Source organism: Paenibacillus sp. J2TS4, assembly GCF_018403245.1.
Lineage (GTDB): Bacteria > Bacillota > Bacilli > Paenibacillales > NBRC-103111 > Paenibacillus_L.
In genome coordinates, this window is sequence record NZ_BOSH01000005.1 from 149,647 (window position 1) to 167,168 (window position 17,522).

Genomic DNA, 17,522 nt, shown 5'->3' on the forward strand with positions numbered 1-17,522 from the left:
GGAATGAAAATTAATCAATCAGGTTTGTTGTTTGCAACAATCTTTGGATCAGTGCAGCCGTTTCGGCACGCGTCATGTTATCTTGCGGCTTCAGCAGCTGCCCGTCTTTTCCTTCCACGATTCCAATTGAAATCATCATGGCTACAGCTTCTTTAGCCCAGAAGGAGACGTTGCTCTCATCGCCATAAGCGGAAAGCTGCTTCTCCACCTCAGTAAGACCGATAGAGGCTTCTGGATTGATCAAGCTGTATGCCCGGGCAATCATCGCGATTCCTTGCTCTCTAGTGATTTGAAGATCACCGCGGAACGAGCCATCTTCAAAGCCAAGCACAATAGCAAATTCATTGGCAATGGTCACGGCGTCATGGTACCAGGCAGAAGGTGGGATATCATGGAATACATTCTGCTGCACATCCTGGCGCATTAAGCCTAAACCGGAGACCACAATTGTCGAAAATTCAGCACGGCTGATATTGCGGTCAGGCGACCAGGTGTTGTTCCCTGTTCCTGCAAGATCCAGTCTCGCTGCGATGTTGTTGATCGCTTCTTTAGCCCAATACATTACACCATTCAATGATTCTGCGGAATTTAAATACATGGCGATCACTTCTATTCCGCCTACTTCGTCCTCCAGCATAATTTTGAGCCGCCTTAACGCCAATCGTTCATCGTCTACCAATATGGCTCTCACAGAAAGGAACCCACCTTATCGCGCTTCCTTATCAAATTTCTTCTATATTATAACATTTTATTTACTTAAGACTGACGATATCCAATAGTCATTGTTGAATTCTTTTTCAAAATAAGCCTAAATCTGTTTCATCCTTCTCGAAATATTTTGTTTTTGTAGCTGCGATTACAGATTAGCAACCGATAACGCATTATAATCCAATCATACAATAATCCCTCCGGCTGAGAGTCGAAAACACTTGTTGAAGGGGAAGGCTGCGAGAGGATGGAATCGAATTCCGGAAGCTATTACTATTCAGGGAGTAGAAGCCTAATGGATTGTTATTTTTCCAGATGTTCAAGCCTATTTTACGATAAGAAGTATCTTGAATTTCTGTTGGAGCACTACACGCAATTAAATTTGCCTTACTCGTTCCCGGCAGCACTCAGCTTCCTGGCCAGCCCTATTCTGATGGAAGCGGAAGCTTTTCTGTGCTTTAACGAAGATTACGAGACTATCGGAGCCTTGGGGTACATCTATGGAACCGGGGAAAATCAATATGAAGATACGCAGGTGGTACAAATTCAAATCGTCTTCCTGCTGGAGGAATACCGCAGAACTCGGCTATTTCTGCAAGGGCTTCAATATTTGACGCAATACATCGCTCAGTTGGACAGAGAAGTGCGGGAAATTCGCTTCTGGGCACCGGCGGACAATGATTTACGTAAGCTTTGTACAAAAGTTGCGGAGCGAAAAACTACCGCAGAATCGGTCTTTGGCGAAATAGATGAATATCGAGCTTCCTTTCAGGCCTGGCATTCGTATGCTGCAAAGTTTCGTCATGAAACGTACTTTTAACAACATAAGGAGACGTTGCCATGCTTGCCGTCATCAAAAATCTGCTGGGCTATATGCGTCCCTACAAGCTGCTGGCTTCTCTGTTTTTCTTCACTTTATTCCTTGATCTGGCTTTCATCTCGCTCGCGCCGCTCAGCTTTAAATTTATAATTGATCATGCGATTGAGCCGGGAGATAAAGAGTATTTCTTCCGGATCCTCCTGGTGCTGGGAATTGGCGGGCTGGTCTGTGTCCTCTCCGGGATTGGGAGCGATTACGTCCTCGCCAAGTTAAACGCGCGGGTCCAGACCGACTTGAGAAGAAAGTTGTTTGTGCAGATGCAGCGGTTGAACATCGATTTTTACAACCAAAAACGCTCCGGGGAGCTGGTCTCTCATTTCTCCGTCGATTTGCCTGCGATTGAAGGGGCGATGACCTCGATTTTTACCACGGGCATTCAGTCACTGGTTACCGTCATTATCAGTATCGCTGTGCTTTTTTATTTGCAGTGGAGTATGGCGCTCCTCATTCTGATTGGCGGGGCCCTGATCTTTATCGGTCCGTATTTCCTCAGTCGCCGTGCTCAAGCGGTCTATGCCGGGTATAAGGAGCAGGTAGCGGCCATGACGAGTGACGTGCAGGAAAATGTGAAGGCACAAAAGGTTATTAAAGGCTTCAATCTGCAGGCGGCTATGATGGACAAGTTCAATGCCCGGCTAAAAGCTTTATTCCTCAGCAGCTATAAGCAAAATGTGATGAACGCCCAGTTAGAACGAGTCCCGATGGTCAGCCTGCTCCTCGTTCACCTCTCGATTATCGGGTTTGGCTCTTATATGGCGTTGCAGGGCTATATTACGATCGGCTCTCTCGTCGCTTTCTTCACGATGTATACGTCGATGGGGAACTCCGTATTCAGCTTGACCTTCATTATTCCGGCCTTTACGGATGCTCTTGTCAGTATGGAGCGGATCGGCGGGCTGCTGAAGCAACCTGGGGAAGCAGCGGGCGGTTCCGAGTCCGTCCCGTTGCAGCGGCGGCAGCTGCAGGTCGAAGCAGATCAGGTCACCTTCAGCTATAATCCAAATCAACCTGTGCTGAAGCAGATCAGTCTGAGCATTCCTGCCGGAACCACGGCGGCCTTCGTCGGCTCCAGCGGCTCCGGTAAAAGTACGATGGTGCAGCTGCTGCTGGGTCTCTACGAGCCTGACAGCGGCCAGGTCCGCATTAACGGCTCCAGCCTCCAGACGCTCGATCGAAGCCTGTATCGGGAGCAAATCGGCATTGTCTTTCAGGATAACTTCCTGTTCCAAGGAACTTTGCTGGAGAACATTCGCATTAGCCGCCCTGTAGCTTCCTTCGACGAGGTCGTCGCAGCGGCGAAACAAGCCGAAATCCATGATTACATCTACAGTCTCCCGGACGGGTATGAGACACAGGTATGGGATGAGGGCAGCAATTTCTCCGGCGGACAGCGCCAGCGGCTCGCCATAGCCAGAGCGATCTTGAGAGATCCTCCTCTCTTGCTTCTGGATGAAGCAACCTCCGCACTGGATCCGATCTCGGAGGCGTCGATTAACGAGACCTTCGCGAAGCTCGGGCGGGACCGGACCGTCATTACGGTGACTCACCGCCTCGCCTCCATTGCCGGGGCCGATCACATCTTTGTTTTCGATCAGGGGAACCTGGTGGAAAACGGAAGCCATCAGCAGTTGCTTGAAAAAGGCGGAACCTATAAAAATATGTGGGATAAACAAAGCGGCCTATCTCTATCTAATGGCGGGCAGGAAGCGAGCATTCACGTGGATCGCCTTTCGCGGCTTCCTTTTTTCCATGGGGTCGATCTGGATGTGCTGAAGGAAATTGCCAATCTGTTCAACACCGAAACCTTCACAGCGGGACAGTCTATTCTCAGCGAAGGGGATACCGGGGAAAAGTTTTACTTGATTGCGCGGGGAAGGGTGGAGGTTACGCAAAGGGCGGCAGACCCGGATGCGGAGCAAAATCGGCTGGCCGTTCTGGAGGACGGAGATCATTTTGGAGAGATTGCCTTGCTGGAGGACATTCCGCGAACGGCGACCGTGACGGCAATAACTCCTTGTGTTTTGTTGACTCTTCAACGGAAGGTGCTTCATTACATTCTGTCCCAGTATCCAGACATCAATGCTTACATCAGACGAACGTTGAAGGAACGAAGAAGCTAGGAGGTGCTCACGCCCTATGTATTCCTACATGAAACGCTGCGAAAGCGATGAAGATTTCGCGCAGTTTACTCTGTTTCTTATCCGGCACAGTACGGAATTTCACAGCCGATTTTCATTTGCCGAAGCTTTGGAGCATTTCTTGGGCATCATTAACAACTGTCGGATCTTGCTGGCTATGGACCGTCACAATCAGTTGATTGGCTGGGTCAATTACTGGTATGCCACGGCCGATTACGAGTTCGACCCTCACGGTGAGCTGGCCTTTATCGACTCCGTTATTATTAATAAGGAATATCGGAGCGGCCGAGTTTTCTTGAAAGGATTCCAGGACATGATCTGTCTGATCGCCGAGGAGAACCGGCAGGTCAAGACGGTGCAATTTCATGCCCTGGCGGACAATGCCTACCTAAACCGGCTTTATTCCAAGTTTGCCCATATTGTCGGCAGTAGCGAGGGCTACTTTGGAAGCGAGAACGTATATTCCACCGATTTCGATCAGCTGCTTCAATATTTAAAAGAGCGGTAAATTAATGCAGTTGCGAGAAACGGATGGGGTTCCAATCGCTGTTGTTCCCAGATCGTTTGGATCTAATAAATCCTCCGAGGAAACGATCTACTAAACCAGCCCATGCTTACGAAGCTAGCTTTCTGCGCTCTTAGACCGCTTCGCGGAGATCGGCACTCCTCCAGCGAAATTAAACTACGAAGAAACTGGGGAAATGTAATCGAAAATACAGAATCGGACGGTGTGATCCGCTAAGATATTGACAAGAGGGCAGCGAGTCGCTTCAAAATAGAAAGGAGGTGCAGCCCATGATTCCACCGAAAAGTTTCATCAATAAGTCGGGAAAGAGCCATATTTCCAAACTGCTTCAACAAAACGAGCAATTGAGAACATCCGCGGCGAAGTCATAATCGGCAGCCGCCGAGCACTCAACCTGTAATTCAAACTATTGCGGCACACGCAGAACAAGCTGGCATCGGAAATCGATGCCAGCTTGTTAATTCATTATGGAAATTCGCTTTATTGGCTGGAGGATACCATGATTTGGCATACATCATTAGTAAACTGCACTGGATCCTCAACCGCTAATCCCTCGATCAAGAGAGCCTGATTATACAACAGGTTGGTGAATAGATTCAGCTTCTCTTTATCTTTTTCAAAGGCATTTTTTAACGACGCGAAAACTTCATGATTTTTATTGATCTCCAGTACTTTCTCGGCCTGCACATTCGGATTGTTCGGCATCGATTTCAATATCTTTTCCATCTCGATCGTCACTTCGCCATCGGTGGACAGACATACCGGGTGTGATCTTAACCGTTTGGACACCCTGACCTCTTTTACTTTACCCGACAAAATGTCCTTCATAGCCTCGAACAGATCTTTGTTATCTTCCTCTTCCCCGGCTTCCGCGTTATCCGTCTGATCCTCGGATTCGATTCCTAAGTCGCCGCTCGATACCGATCGGAATTCCTTCTCTTTATAGTTCGTCAGCATTCGAATGGCGAATTCATCGATATCCTCGGTAAAGTACAGGATTTCAAAACCTTTCTCGGCTACGAGCTCTGTCTGCGGAAGCTTCTCGATTCTTTCGATCGTTTCCCCGGAAGCATAATAAATGTATTTCTGATCTTCGGGCATTCTCGATACATAATCGTCCAAAGTGACCAGCTTTTTCTCTTTGGAGGAATAGAACATCAGCAGGTCCTGCAAATCCTCTTTATGACTTCCATAGTCGCTGTAAACTCCGTATTTTAACTGGCGGCCAAACTGCTTGAAAAATTCCTCGTACTTCTCTCTTTCATCTCTCAACAGGCTTTGCAGTTGACCTTTAATTTTGTTCTTGATATTCTTGGCGATCAGCTTAAGCTGGCGGTCATGCTGCAGCATTTCCCGCGAAATGTTAAGCGACAGATCTTCCGAATCGACCATGCCTTTAACAAAGCTGAAATAATCCGGAAGCAAATCGGAGCACTTGTTCATAATTAATACGCCGTTGGAATACAGCTCCAGCCCTTTTTCAAACTCGGCCGTGTAATAATCGTAAGGGATGCTCTCCGGGATGAACATAATCGCATTGTAGCTCACGGTGCCTTCTACGCTGATGTGAATATGCTTGAGCGGTTTGTCAAAGCCATAACGCTTCTCGGTATAGAAGTTGGCGTAATCCTCTTCTGTGAGCTCGCTTTTATTCTTTTTCCAAATCGGAACCATGCTGTTGACGGTCTGCTCTTCCTGGTATTCCTCGAATTCATTGTCGCTGCCTTCTTTAAGCCGGGAACTGGTCACCTCCATGCGGATGGGGTAACGGATGAAGTCGGAGTATTTTTTGATAATCGCCTTCAGGCGGTATTCCTCCAGGTATTCGTCGTACTGATCATCCTCTGTATTTTCCTTAATCTTCAGAATGATCTCGGTCCCGACCGTTTCTTTCTCACATGGCTCGATCGTATACCCGTCCGCTCCTCTGGACTCCCACTTGTAAGCCTCGTCGCTGCCTAATGCTTTCGTAATGACCGTGACCACATCGGCCACCATAAAAGCAGAATAGAATCCGACGCCGAATTGTCCGATGATCTCATGGCCATCCTTGGATTCGTTCTCTTTCTTGAAAGCAAGCGATCCGCTCTTCGCTATAACGCCAAGATTATTTTCCAGCTCTTCCTTGCTCATCCCGATCCCTGTATCGGAAATCGTTAATGTCCGGTTGGTCTTGTCAGGCTTCACCTGGATATAGTAGTTGTCCTTGTCGAACACCATCTGCTCGTCGGTCAGAGCCTTGTAGTAGATTTTATCTATCGCATCACTGGCATTGGAAATCAACTCTCTTAAAAAGATTTCTCTATGGGTGTAAATAGAGTTAATCATCATTTCCAAAAGTCGCTTCGATTCTGCTTTGAACTGTTTTTTAGCCATAGCTATCTCCCCTTTCCATTATTCCTAATATAAATCGTTAGCACTCTCACACATCGAGTGCCAGTCATTAGTTTTATAGCATTTCTCCCTCTTTATGTCAATACATCCTGGGACAATCGTTATGAAAGAATCCACGAGAGATTCCACGACAGAATTCATAAAAGGCAAGGACGGAGAGGGTCTTCTATATATGTGGCGCTAAAGAAAGCCATCCTTCCGTCCCGAAGGAAAGTGCCCCCGAAGCTTCAAACATTGAGCGATCCTGCTCCTCTACGACCGTTCACCCGTATAAATACGCATGTGCCCCGGCTGGATCCAGCCCCGCTTTCTCATCCATTCCGACAGAATCCAACTGATGACGGCCGGTCCGATAAAATGCAGCACAATGATTTGAACGAGCACCGCAGTGGAAAAGCCCATCGTCGTCAAGGTCATAATCTGACCGACGAGACCGCTGGTCCCCATTCCGGCTCCGGCGGCGTTGTTCAACATGGGCCAGACGGTCGCGCCGATCGGCGCAAGGATGATTCCCGCCACTGTCGGCGGAATCAATATTAGCGGATAGCGGACGATATTCGGCACCTGCAGCATCGAAGTGCCCAGTCCTTGCGCGAGCAGTCCGCCCACTTTATTGTCCCGGTAGCTGCTGACCGCAAAGCCGATCATCTGCGCACTGCAGCCAATCGTTGCCGCCCCGGCGGCTAACCCGCTTAAATCCAGCATGAACGCAATCGCTGCGCTGGATATAGGCGCCGTCAACGCGAGCCCCATTAAGGTCGCGACCAGAATGCTCATAATGAGCGGCTTCTGCTCCGTCCCCCAGACGATCCAGCTGCCGAACGTCGTCATCGCATTCGCAATCGCGGGGCCTATAAATTTGGCTGCAAAAAAACCGGTAAGGATCGTTACAAAAGGGGTAACGATAATGTCCACCTTCGTCTCTTTGCTGACCAGCTTGCCTATCTCCACCGATAGCAATGCTGCGATATAGCTGCCGGCCGGACCGCCAAATTCTGCCCCCGCCGCCCCCGTAGCTACCGCTGCAAACAAGACCAGCGGCGGAGCCCCGAGTCCGAAGGCGATGGCCGCGCCAATCGCCGGCCCCATTAAGCCCATGGCCAGCTGCCCCATCTCCGCAAACAGCGGCCAACCGGCCTGCTCGCCGATCGTTCGCAGTATCAGCCCGATAATCAGCGACGCAAATAGCCCCAGCGCCATATAACTAAGCGCATCTCTAATATAGGCTTTCGCAGTCAGCCGAACCCCTTTTCGCTTCAAAAAGCTGTGCATTTCGCTTCCTCCAAACTTCAATTAAGAGTCCTTGTTGAAGAATCCCCTAGTCCTTTTCCACAACTGGATTGGAAAACCCTTCTTTAAAGCGGAAGTGGGTAGCGTCTAACTGTATTTTATGTAGGTAAATTGAAGCAAATGGCGTAAATTACTAAATTAGATGGAAAAACTGCATTTAAAATGGAGGTTTTTTTCTGATATCCCTCTTTTAGTCAAAAATAGATGGAGGTTTTCCATTTAGTTTTCGTTTTTAACCTCAAACGGAGCAAACTAGCTGCATGAAATCCATTTAGACCCCTATGCCGTGCGTGCTAACGCGGCACCAGCAGTTGTCCTATTCTGCGACCATTTAGCCATCTATGCCTCGGTGGGGTGCCACGAGGCGGGTTGTTCCGTTGGCTATGTGATGAAGTCGGTATGATTTGATAAGCTGTTTTCCTGCAGCAACGGCTCGAATGGATCAATCAAGACGAAAAGGGGGGGCTTATGCCCCCCAGCAGAAATGATTCAAACTCTGTTAACTCTTCAAGCTTTATTTGAATCTCTGAGCTTTTTTATCCTTCTAACTCTGTTGCTCTTCAAGCTGTTTCGAGCTGCTCTCAGCACTATTTGTTCCTATCTACTAGTTTACTCTCCAAGCTTTCTACTCTTCTCGCTTTGCTCTACAAACTACTCTTCACGCTTTGCTCTACAACTACTCTTCACGCTTTGCTCTACAACTACTCTTCACGCTTTGCTCTACAACTACTCTTCACGCTTTGCTCCACAAGCTTTTTACTTTGCAAGCTTTACTCTTCATCCTTTGCTTGACTCTTCAAGAGCAAGGAGTTAACGATTTGCGTGGCGATCGGATGTTTGCCATAGTTGTTCTTCAGCTTCCAGGTAGTTAAGATGAGACGGCCTCGGGAGCTTCTTTGGACGATCAGGGAGCCCCCGGCCTGCCCGATCCATCCCTGGAAGTATCCGGAGATGATCTCGCTGGTCTCGGTCAGGTTCTCATTGCCAAACATATAGACCACCCGTCCGATCGTGCCTCCCAGTTTATTATAGTTGCTGAAGGGAACAATATATTCCGGATACAGCTCCTCCATCTCCCATCCCATCTCATGTCGAAGAGGGAGGTCGCCGAAGAACTTCGGATCGACATAGTTAAAGGAGGAGGTGCGGTCCCAGCTTTCGCCTGGCACCAGCTCACGGAACGTAAACTGGCCTTTGTCCGACAAATGATCTCCTTCCTCAGCCAGGAACAGCACATGACCGCCATTGCGGTAATATTCCAGCACCGCTTCATCCAGCACGGAGGTAACCACCGCTTCCGCTGATGAAATATGCTCAGTCAGCACCATCCCGCTTGCTTCAAGAGAGGCTTGGAATTCCGGATCCATCTTATACGCGCACACAGTGACCGGGGATACCTTGCTTCGCGGCGAAATCGTCAGCTCTTCCTCATTGCTTGCCGCGATTTGTCCATTCATCGTAACCGTCAGCTTCAAGGTATAGAAGGAAGATTTCGACACCGTAGGAACGGTGAACCGGATTGCTTCCGGCAATTTGACATAAGCCTGGCTTCCCTCGTTCAATTCGATGCTTCCGGATAACTCTGTACCGGGAATCTCCCATTTCAATATTCCTTGAATTGGCCGCAGGTCGTTATTGGACAGAATGATATCCCACGCCTGCTCTTCCCCGCACCAGAGATTGCGGTTCACTCGATCGGCCATAACGATGAAGCTTCCGTTAAATTCGGCCGCCTTATCGAAGCCGGACTTCAGGCTCCGCGTGTAATCCAGCCATCCGTTCGTCTCCCACTCTACATCCGTAAACTCGGTAACGACATATCCGTTGATTTGCGGCCGTTTGCGCATTTCTTCAATCAAGGATTTAACGGCCCGGTACATCCTGCGTTGGGAGTAAACCGATAAATTTTCGATATCCCCGAAGATTCGGTCTAACTGATATTTTTCAAAGTTCTGAAAGGCGGTCAGAGGCTTTTTGAAATCCTCTCGATGGGTATCGTCCCCCAGGTTGGCGAACCATGAAGGCTCTCCCTTATAGTATTCTATTAATTTCTGAACGCTGGGCAGCCCCCATACTCCGAATTCAGATACAATAATAGGCTCTTCCTGCGGTTTATAGCCTTGCACGTAATTTTTCTCGGGACTTCCCGCCATATATTGGTCCAGATCCGATCTCCACTCTTCGATTTGCTCCGGCACCACGAAATAACGGTGGTAGTCGTTAATATCCGTTCGGACATGAATCCATCCGGAATTGTCGCATATCAAGCGCGTAGGATCGAGCTTTTTGATATCATCGTACAGGCTCTTTACGTGCTCCTGCTTTTCCCGGTCGTTCGCCAAATCCCACTCCAATCCCCACTCCTCATTATATAGAGACCATATAAGAATAGATGGATGATTGAAGTCCCGCTCGATCATTCCGCGAAGCTCCTGGTAGAACCGTTGTCTGCTCTGAGCCGACCATTTGACCGTATTCGGCGGTTCCGCCCAGATCAGCATTCCCATTCGGTCTGCCCAATACAGATAGCGGGGAATCTCGATTTTGATATGCTTCCGCAGCAGGTTGAATCCCATCTCCTTAGCGAGCCGGATTTCATTCTGTATCCATTCATCGGATGGCGCAACATAGATCGTGTCGGGATAATAGGCTTGATCTAACGCCCCCCGCATGTAAAGCGGCTTGTGGTTGAGCATAAGCTGACCCTGGGCGAATTCGATTTTCCTCATGCCAAAATGGGTTCTATACTCATCAAGGATAACATCCTCGTCTTCTTTAATCGTTACGATCAGGTCGTATAGATGAGGCTGCTCCGGAGACCACAGAACCGGATTTGGAATGGAGAGGTGATGGTAAGTCTGGTTAGCCTCAATGGTTTCCCGCAAGGTCGCATGGATGCGCTGCGGTTCCTGATGATCCGTTACCGTATATTCCACGATGACAGGCTCCTTGAACTCACCTGCAACGACCAGTTGCGTCTTAATCGACTCCTCGTCAATATTCGGATGAACATGGGCATATTGGATGAAGCATTCGGAACGTAACTCGAGGAAAACCTCCTGCCAAATCCCGCTTATTCTCGTATACCAGCTGCCTTGCTTGCCAATCGGGATTTCTGCATTATCCTCCGGGTCAAATACTCTCACCGTCAGGCGATTCATTTCCCCATAAACAATAGCCTCAGACACGTCAAATTCAAATGGTGTAAATCCACCTTCGTGCTCCCCGATGTAAGTTCCATTCAACCATACCCGGGCCTGAAAATCGACAGCTCCAAAAAACAGGTGCATTCTTTTCCCCGCAGGGATTGGATCCACAACAAACGACTTCTCGTACCAAGCAGCGCCGCAATAATGCACATATTCCTCTTCTCTTTGCCATATATGCGGCACCTCGACCTGCCGGGAATCGGGCAATCCTTCCGCAAACCAGGCCTGCCTTTCTCCTTGATCCTTGCGGTCAATTTGAAATTTCCAAGATCCGTTTAAGCTATGTTTCTCTCTCATGTTTCTCCCCCATTATTTGATGCCTGTCATTGAAATTCCTTTGATTATATGCCGTTGGAAGAGCAAAAATACAAGTAAAGCAGGGATGCTCGCCAGAACGTTGGAGGCCATAGGAACAGCCAGATCCGTAGCGAAGATGCTTTGGAACGTCGGGATTCCGACCGGCAGAGTCATCATGGAAGTTTCCTGAGCTACCAGCAGCGGCCAGAGCAGGTTATTCCAGGACTGCACGAAAATAAAGATACTGACCGCAGCCATCGAGCTTCGGGACAGAGGCCAAATCATTTTCCACCAGATCGTGAAGGTTCCCGCTCCATCCATCCTCGCCGCTTCCAGCAATTCGTTCGGCAGTTGATCGATAAACTGCTTGAGAATCAGAAAACCGAGCGGCAGCATCATCCCCGGCCAAATCAGCGCATGATAGCTGTTGACCCAACCGAGATCGACGATCATATCGAATAAGGGGACGACGATCGACTCTACAGGCACCATCAATCCAGCCAGAATAATCGCGAAGACAATGGTCTTTCCTCTAAAAGGAATGCGGGAAACCGCATAGGCCGCCCATGAACTGAATAAGACGGTAATCGCCGTCTGCACGACGCCGACAATGACGCTGTTCAATGTCCATCGCCACATCATTGCTGTTCCGTCGGGTTTCAGAACTTTAATAATACTGTCCAGGGTGAACGGCGGAGCGAATAGTTTGCCGAGAACTGTCACTGTGGATCCGGGGGGCTTGAACGCGGATATAAACATCCATACGAGCGGCGCCAGCATGAACAAAGCTAATACGTAGCCAATAATATAAGCCCCAATCCTGCCGTTCTTCCTTCGTTGTATTGTACTCACGCTTAATTCACCTCTTCCCTAGTCCCTGCTCATCATCAGCCTGTATTGAATTAGCGAAATCAAAGCAATGGTCAGGAATAGAACGAAAGATACCGCTGCGGCATACCCCGTATCCCATTGCCGAAAGGCGATCTGATAAATATAGTGAACGAGCGGCGTTGTGGATGTTCCCGGTCCGCCTTTGGTAATAAGCCACGTCTGGCCAAAAAGCTTGAAGGAAGCAATTGTTTGGAGAATCACGACCAACGTGGTGACTCCCTTCAGCGAAGGCAGCGTAATGTAGCGGAATTTCGCCCATCCATTGGCGCCGTCGATATCTGCTGCTTCATATAAGTCGTCCGGTATTTCCTGAAGTCCGGCCAGAAACAGAACCATATTAAATCCTGCCGTCCACCAAAGCGTGGCGATCAGGATCGAAAGCCAGCCCATCCCCCAGCTCCCAAACCAGGAAATTTGGGTGGTTATTCCTAATGAGCTTAGCGTTTCCGCGATCAGACCGGTTTTGGATTGCAAAATAAACACCCAAATACTCCCGATAACCGATACGGAGAGCATATATGGCATAAAAAAAGCGGTGCGGAGGAAGGTCGTTCCTTTCAGCTTCATATTGACCAGCAGAGCCATTCCCAGCCCCAGAATAACGATCGAGGGGGTAGAGATGACAATAAAATATAAGGTATTCCAAAAAGAACTCCAAAATTTATCATCCGACATCATATGATTGTAATTTTGCAAGCCGACAAAGGTTTTCTCCGCACCGAAGCTGCCGGTGGACAGACTCGTTAAAAATCCTTTAATAATCGGATAGATCCAAAACCATAAGTAGAGAATCATGAAAGGAGCCATAAAGGCCAAAGCAGTCAAATAATGTTCCAACCTATGGCTTTTCCATTGCTTCATGCGTCTCGCTCCTTCCTATGGCAGGATGCGGAATGCCAGGCGGCATCCCACATCATCGCCAAAGGGTTTGATTATCTGCTCATCAGCTGCTCGGCTTTCTTTTGCGCCTCTTGCAGTCCTTCGTCTACGCTCGCTTGGCCGTAGTTAATTTTGACTAGCGATTCAAGAACCGCGTCGTTAACCGCCCCCAGCTTTGGGGAATCCGGCATATACTTCACGTCATCCATTACCGCTGCATAGTCCGCGCGATAAGGCAATGCTTTGTAATCCTCCGATTCGAGAACGGACGGCTTGGCAGGAACATGTCCCGCTTGTGCCCACATGGCACCGTTCGAGGCTAACCAATCGGCGAATTTGACCGCCGCGACTTGTTTCTTATGGTCATCCTGCTTAGGAATAATCAAGGTATGCGAATCTCCCCAAGCGGCCGGTTGATCATAAAGCTGCGGGAAGGGAGCGGCGGCAAAATCGAGCGAGGCTTCCTTCTCGAAGTTCCCCGTAGCCCATACTCCGGTGAAGGTTACCGCTGCTTTAGATGTTTTGAAAATATCATAGCTGTTGTCACCGATATCAGCCGGCATCAGACCTTCCTTGAGCCAGGTCTGCATCAGTTCCATCGCTTGCTTGCCTTCCGGTGTATCAATAGTCGGTTGACCGTCTTTAAAATACGTGCCGCCTTGCTGCTGAACAAGCGCGTACCAGATCCAGTACGTAAAGACGTTGTTGCTTCCTACGATCATTGGCGAAACGTCATTAGGCAAATTCTGCTTCAAGGTTCTCAGCATCTCTGTGAAGCCTTCTGCCCCCGGCTCCATCTTGATGCTTCCGTCTTCATTCAGAAGCCCCGCTTCACCCAGGTACTTCTTGTTGTAGTACATGATTACCGCATGAGTGTCGAGCGGAATCGCATAATGCTTACCGTCGCGGACGACCGCATTCTCCTGATTTTTGGCATAGGTCGACCAATCCAGCCCGGCATCTGCCGCCAAATCATCAATCGATTCAATCATATTGGTCGGCATCAGCTCGGCCAAGTGCGACACGTGGGCAACGGCCACATCCGGTGCGGACTTGGATACAAGTGACGATAACAGCTTCGGATAATAATTGTCCCAGTTGTTGTTCATGAACTCGACTTTAATTTCACTTTGGGATTCATTGAACGCTTTAACCATGTTCTCCATGAATTCTCCATCCGATCCGCTGAACGGGACCCAATATTTGAGTTGAACGACTTCATTGGTTCCTCCCGATTCAGAGGCGCCTTTATTGCCGTCCTGCGGGTTTTTGGCTGAGCATCCGGCCAAAGCCAAGCTTAGAATCATGATGGCGATTACAAGTTGGTGCGCTGCTCTCTTCATTCTCTTTTTCCCCCTAAACCAGTGAATTTGATTTCTGCAGTTCCAATATAACATTAATAATTGTTTTATATCAATATATTTTGTAATAAAAGCTCGAAATTTGTTGTTCAAGCTGCCTTTTCATGAAATTATTGTAAAAAACAAAAGAAAAACTGCATTTAGTTTTTCTTTTGTCGTTTTATTATTATTTTAATTGTAACAATATTTATTCTATAGTTTAAGTGTCGTAACGAATATTCATAATTATTCCTTGCCTATAATTTCCGAAATTCGGCCCAAATAAATTGAGTCCCCCCGCATTGACCGCATCTTTTTTCACCCCGATCTGTAAGGAGATATACGGTTTTTCGTTGAGGTTGAGGTCATCGACAGTGACTTCAGAAATTTTGACTCCGTCTATAAAACTCCCGTTCTGATTAATCTTCCAATGCTTCAGCAGCCCGTACTGCGTAAAGTAGGTCAACCACCACTCCGGCGTATTGAAGCCCCTTTGCCCTCCAAAATCCCCGGGGGAGGTCCAGGTGCCTATTTCGATATCATTCACCCACATCGTAATATCCGAAGGCCAGTCCAATTTATGATAAGGAGCCTCCGAACAAATTTCGGCGCTGAATTCAATCTCCGTCGCCCTGGCTCCATAAGGAATGCGGTTAGGGTATCGGTATCCTACATAGCCGATTCGAAAATAAAGCAGCTGCGCTTCCCTTCTTCCCGGCTCATAAAAGGAACGCGGATCATCTTGAATGCCGATATAATCGCGATCGCCCACCAGGCCGCAGCTCGCTTCAGCCTGACAATCCACATATTCTCCGATGGGCATGTCTATCGTAATGATATTTTTTTCCTTCTGTTTATCATCTGTGAATAAATCGATAATTATGCGATCATAATTTTTGGAGTTCACTTTCTGGGTTCCCCTGCCGGGTACCAGCTCGGTAATAATCAGATTCACTTCTTCCAGCTTCTTTACGTTCACCGCTGTCGTGGAAAAGGGAAGTCCAAGCTTTTCGGATAATTCATTTACATTATGCGGACCTGTACTTAATATTTTTAAAATGTTCATACGATGCTCATTAGCGATCACTTTGCTTATTTCCACTGCTTGATCCATAGTCAGGTGCAATACTTTGATTTTGGACACCTCCCATTTTTATTACAACAATACTTATAATAATACCAGAAAATCAGTACTATTCAAAAAAGGGAGTGATTGGAAGCTTGGAGAGCTAGTTAATTGGCTGTTCGACTGGATTTAAGTGTGGGAGATACCAATGATAAAATGGGACGAAATAGGAGAAAATAGATAAGCACAAAAAACCTCCCACTGGATAGAGTGGGAGGCCGGACTTGAGAACGAAGGTCAGCCATCATGTCGCACCAAAATGCCTCAGGCCCCGCGAATTAAAGGCATATGCATCTATTTTGCGCCGAATGCCTTCTCAGTCATTCCCCAGGAAACATTTTAACGGAATCAAAGTAGTCAGGTTATTCGCCCTCTTTGTCGCCGGACTTCTAGCTAGTACGATGAAAAGGTCGTCTTACCTATATTCCTTTGGAATTTTTCTGGCCACTCTCGTATCTAGCGCCGCTTCTACTACGCGCTCCCTGACCGCCTTGACAATTTTCGGATTAAATACGCTCGGAATAATATGATGCTTATTTCTCTCCTCATCACTAACTATAGAAGCAATCGCTTCGGCTGCCGCCAGCTTCATCGGTTCGTTAATTTCCGATGCCCGGCAATCGAGCGCACCCCGGAAGATACCTGGGAAACAAAGCACATTATTAATTTGATTCGGATAATCCGAACGCCCGGTTGCTACTACGGCCGCAATGTCTTCAATCGCTTCCGGAAGAATTTCGGGAGTCGGATTCGCCATGGCAAAGATGATCGGATCCGGGGCCATCGTCTTCACATCTTCTCTCGCAAGCAGACCGCCGGAAGAAACACCAATAAATACATCCGCCCCATGCAAGGCATCCTGCAGCGTTCCGGTAATCCGTTTCGGATTCGTATGGGCAGCAAACCATTGCTTCATCGGATTCTCATAGGCCTCTCCAGAGACTAGAATCCCTTTACGATCCACTCCAATAAGTTCTGTAACACCCGCAGCGAGCAATATATTCGCGCAAGCTACTCCGGCCGCTCCGATTCCGCACACAACGACCTTAATATCGCTAATCGATTTGTTAACCAGCTTGAGCGCATTGATTAACCCGGCATACATGACAACCGCGGTACCATGTTGATCATCGTGGAAGACCGGAATATCCAGTTCCTCCCTAAGCCGTTTTTCGATTTCAAAGCAGCGGGGAGAAGAAATATCTTCAAGGTTGATCCCGCCGAAAGCTGTGGAAATGTTTTTGACCGTGCGGATAATTTCCTCTGTATCCTGCGTCTCCAGGCAGATAGGAAAAGCGTCTATATCTGCGAATTGCTTGAACAGCACCGCCTTTCCTTCCATGACGGGCATAGCCGCCCTTGGTCCGATGTTCCCCAGGCCAAGCACTGCGCTTCCATCGGAGATAACCGCTACCGTGTTCTTCTTTATACTTAGAGTATGCGCCTTGCCCGGATCCTCTCGTATAGCCTCGCATACTCGCGCGACATCCGGGGTATACACTCGGGATAAATCATCGCGGTTTTGTATCGGGCTTTTAGGAACCGTAGCCAGCTTTCCTCCCAAATGAAGCAAGAAGGTGCGATCCGATACGTGAATGAGCCGGAGTCCCGCTATTTGGGAGAACGCCTCCGTAATTTGCCGGGTCAGCCCTGCATCCGCTACATTGATTGTAATATCCCTGACCGTTTCGTTCTTGCCCGCCTCCACAATATCGATCGCCACAATATCTCCGCCGGCTTCGGCCACAGCCGCGGCCACTTCGGCGAACTTGATGTGCGAATCCATTTCAATCCGGAGAATGATATTCTTCCCTTGAACCAATGAAGATACTTGCATTGGATTA

12 protein-coding genes are annotated in these 17,522 nt (G+C 48.3%); 3 read left to right on the forward strand and 9 right to left on the reverse strand.

The annotated features are described in order from the left end of the window. Positions 1-10: 10 nt before the first annotated feature. Entirely contained in the window at positions 11-691 is a 681-nt protein-coding gene (locus tag KJS69_RS12960) for an S-layer homology domain-containing protein (RefSeq protein ID WP_213584199.1), read from the reverse strand. A 312-nt stretch (positions 692-1,003) separates the two neighbouring features. Here KJS69_RS12960 and KJS69_RS12965 point away from each other — a divergent pair, with 312 nt between their 5' ends. The 3 genes from KJS69_RS12965 to KJS69_RS12975 are packed head-to-tail and all read left to right on the forward strand — an operon-like array spanning position 1,004 to position 4,234. After that, positions 1,004-1,528 carry a hypothetical protein gene (locus KJS69_RS12965; protein WP_213584200.1) on the forward strand — a complete coding sequence of 175 codons (525 nt, stop codon included), beginning with the start codon at positions 1,004-1,006 and terminating at the stop codon, positions 1,526-1,528. 20 nt (positions 1,529-1,548) lie between these two features. Beyond that, positions 1,549-3,708 carry an ABC transporter transmembrane domain-containing protein gene (locus KJS69_RS12970; protein ID WP_213584201.1) on the forward strand — a complete coding sequence of 720 codons (2,160 nt, stop codon included), beginning with the start codon at positions 1,549-1,551 and terminating at the stop codon, positions 3,706-3,708. Between the two features lie 16 nt (positions 3,709-3,724). Then, complete coding sequence (locus tag KJS69_RS12975; protein ID WP_213584202.1) at positions 3,725-4,234, forward strand: GNAT family N-acetyltransferase; 510 nt, start codon at positions 3,725-3,727, stop codon at positions 4,232-4,234. A 498-nt stretch (positions 4,235-4,732) separates the two neighbouring features. On the opposite strand, the gene htpG is transcribed toward KJS69_RS12975, so the two are convergent. The 8 genes from htpG to KJS69_RS13015 all read right to left on the reverse strand — a co-directional run bounded on the left by htpG (position 4,733) and on the right by KJS69_RS13015 (position 17,515). After that, positions 4,733-6,628, reverse strand: coding sequence for a molecular chaperone HtpG (gene htpG, locus KJS69_RS12980; RefSeq protein ID WP_213584203.1), 1,896 nt, complete (start codon positions 6,626-6,628; stop codon positions 4,733-4,735). A gap of 270 nt (positions 6,629-6,898) precedes the next feature. Further along, positions 6,899-7,918, reverse strand: coding sequence for a PTS sugar transporter subunit IIC (locus KJS69_RS12985; protein WP_213584204.1), 1,020 nt, complete (start codon positions 7,916-7,918; stop codon positions 6,899-6,901). Positions 7,919-8,706: 788 nt separating this feature from the next. Further along, positions 8,707-11,442: a glycoside hydrolase family 2 protein gene (locus KJS69_RS12990; protein WP_213584205.1), complete on the reverse strand. Its 2,736-nt coding sequence runs from the start codon at positions 11,440-11,442 to the stop codon at positions 8,707-8,709. 12 nt (positions 11,443-11,454) lie between these two features. Further along, positions 11,455-12,294, reverse strand: coding sequence for a carbohydrate ABC transporter permease (locus KJS69_RS12995; protein ID WP_213584206.1), 840 nt, complete (start codon positions 12,292-12,294; stop codon positions 11,455-11,457). 18 nt (positions 12,295-12,312) lie between these two features. Next, positions 12,313-13,194, reverse strand: coding sequence for a carbohydrate ABC transporter permease (locus KJS69_RS13000; RefSeq protein ID WP_213584207.1), 882 nt, complete (start codon positions 13,192-13,194; stop codon positions 12,313-12,315). Between the two features lie 71 nt (positions 13,195-13,265). Continuing rightward, a complete protein-coding gene (locus tag KJS69_RS13005) occupies positions 13,266-14,555 on the reverse strand; it encodes an ABC transporter substrate-binding protein (RefSeq protein WP_213584208.1) in 1,290 nt (429 codons plus the stop codon). A 217-nt stretch (positions 14,556-14,772) separates the two neighbouring features. Next, positions 14,773-15,696, reverse strand: coding sequence for an ArsR/SmtB family transcription factor (locus KJS69_RS13010; protein ID WP_306434408.1), 924 nt, complete (start codon positions 15,694-15,696; stop codon positions 14,773-14,775). Between the two features lie 397 nt (positions 15,697-16,093). Beyond that, on the reverse strand, positions 16,094-17,515 hold the full coding sequence (locus KJS69_RS13015) for an NAD-dependent malic enzyme (protein WP_213584209.1): 1,422 nt from the start codon (positions 17,513-17,515) through the stop codon (positions 16,094-16,096). Between the last annotated feature and the right edge of the window lie 7 nt (positions 17,516-17,522).

Coding starts and splice junctions, on each gene's coding strand:
- KJS69_RS12985 (WP_213584204.1), bottom strand. CDS start 7,918: ATGCACAGCTTTTTGAAGCGAAAAGGGGTTCGGCTGACTGCGAAAGCC.
- KJS69_RS12990 (WP_213584205.1), bottom strand. CDS start 11,442: ATGAGAGAGAAACATAGCTTAAACGGATCTTGGAAATTTCAAATTGAC.
- KJS69_RS13000 (WP_213584207.1), bottom strand. CDS start 13,194: ATGAAGCAATGGAAAAGCCATAGGTTGGAACATTATTTGACTGCTTTG.
- KJS69_RS12975 (WP_213584202.1), top strand. CDS start 3,725: ATGTATTCCTACATGAAACGCTGCGAAAGCGATGAAGATTTCGCGCAG.
- htpG (WP_213584203.1), bottom strand. CDS start 6,628: ATGGCTAAAAAACAGTTCAAAGCAGAATCGAAGCGACTTTTGGAAATG.
- KJS69_RS13005 (WP_213584208.1), bottom strand. CDS start 14,555: ATGAAGAGAGCAGCGCACCAACTTGTAATCGCCATCATGATTCTAAGC.
- KJS69_RS13015 (WP_213584209.1), bottom strand. CDS start 17,515: ATGCAAGTATCTTCATTGGTTCAAGGGAAGAATATCATTCTCCGGATT.
- KJS69_RS12965 (WP_213584200.1), top strand. CDS start 1,004: ATGGATTGTTATTTTTCCAGATGTTCAAGCCTATTTTACGATAAGAAG.
- KJS69_RS12970 (WP_213584201.1), top strand. CDS start 1,549: ATGCTTGCCGTCATCAAAAATCTGCTGGGCTATATGCGTCCCTACAAG.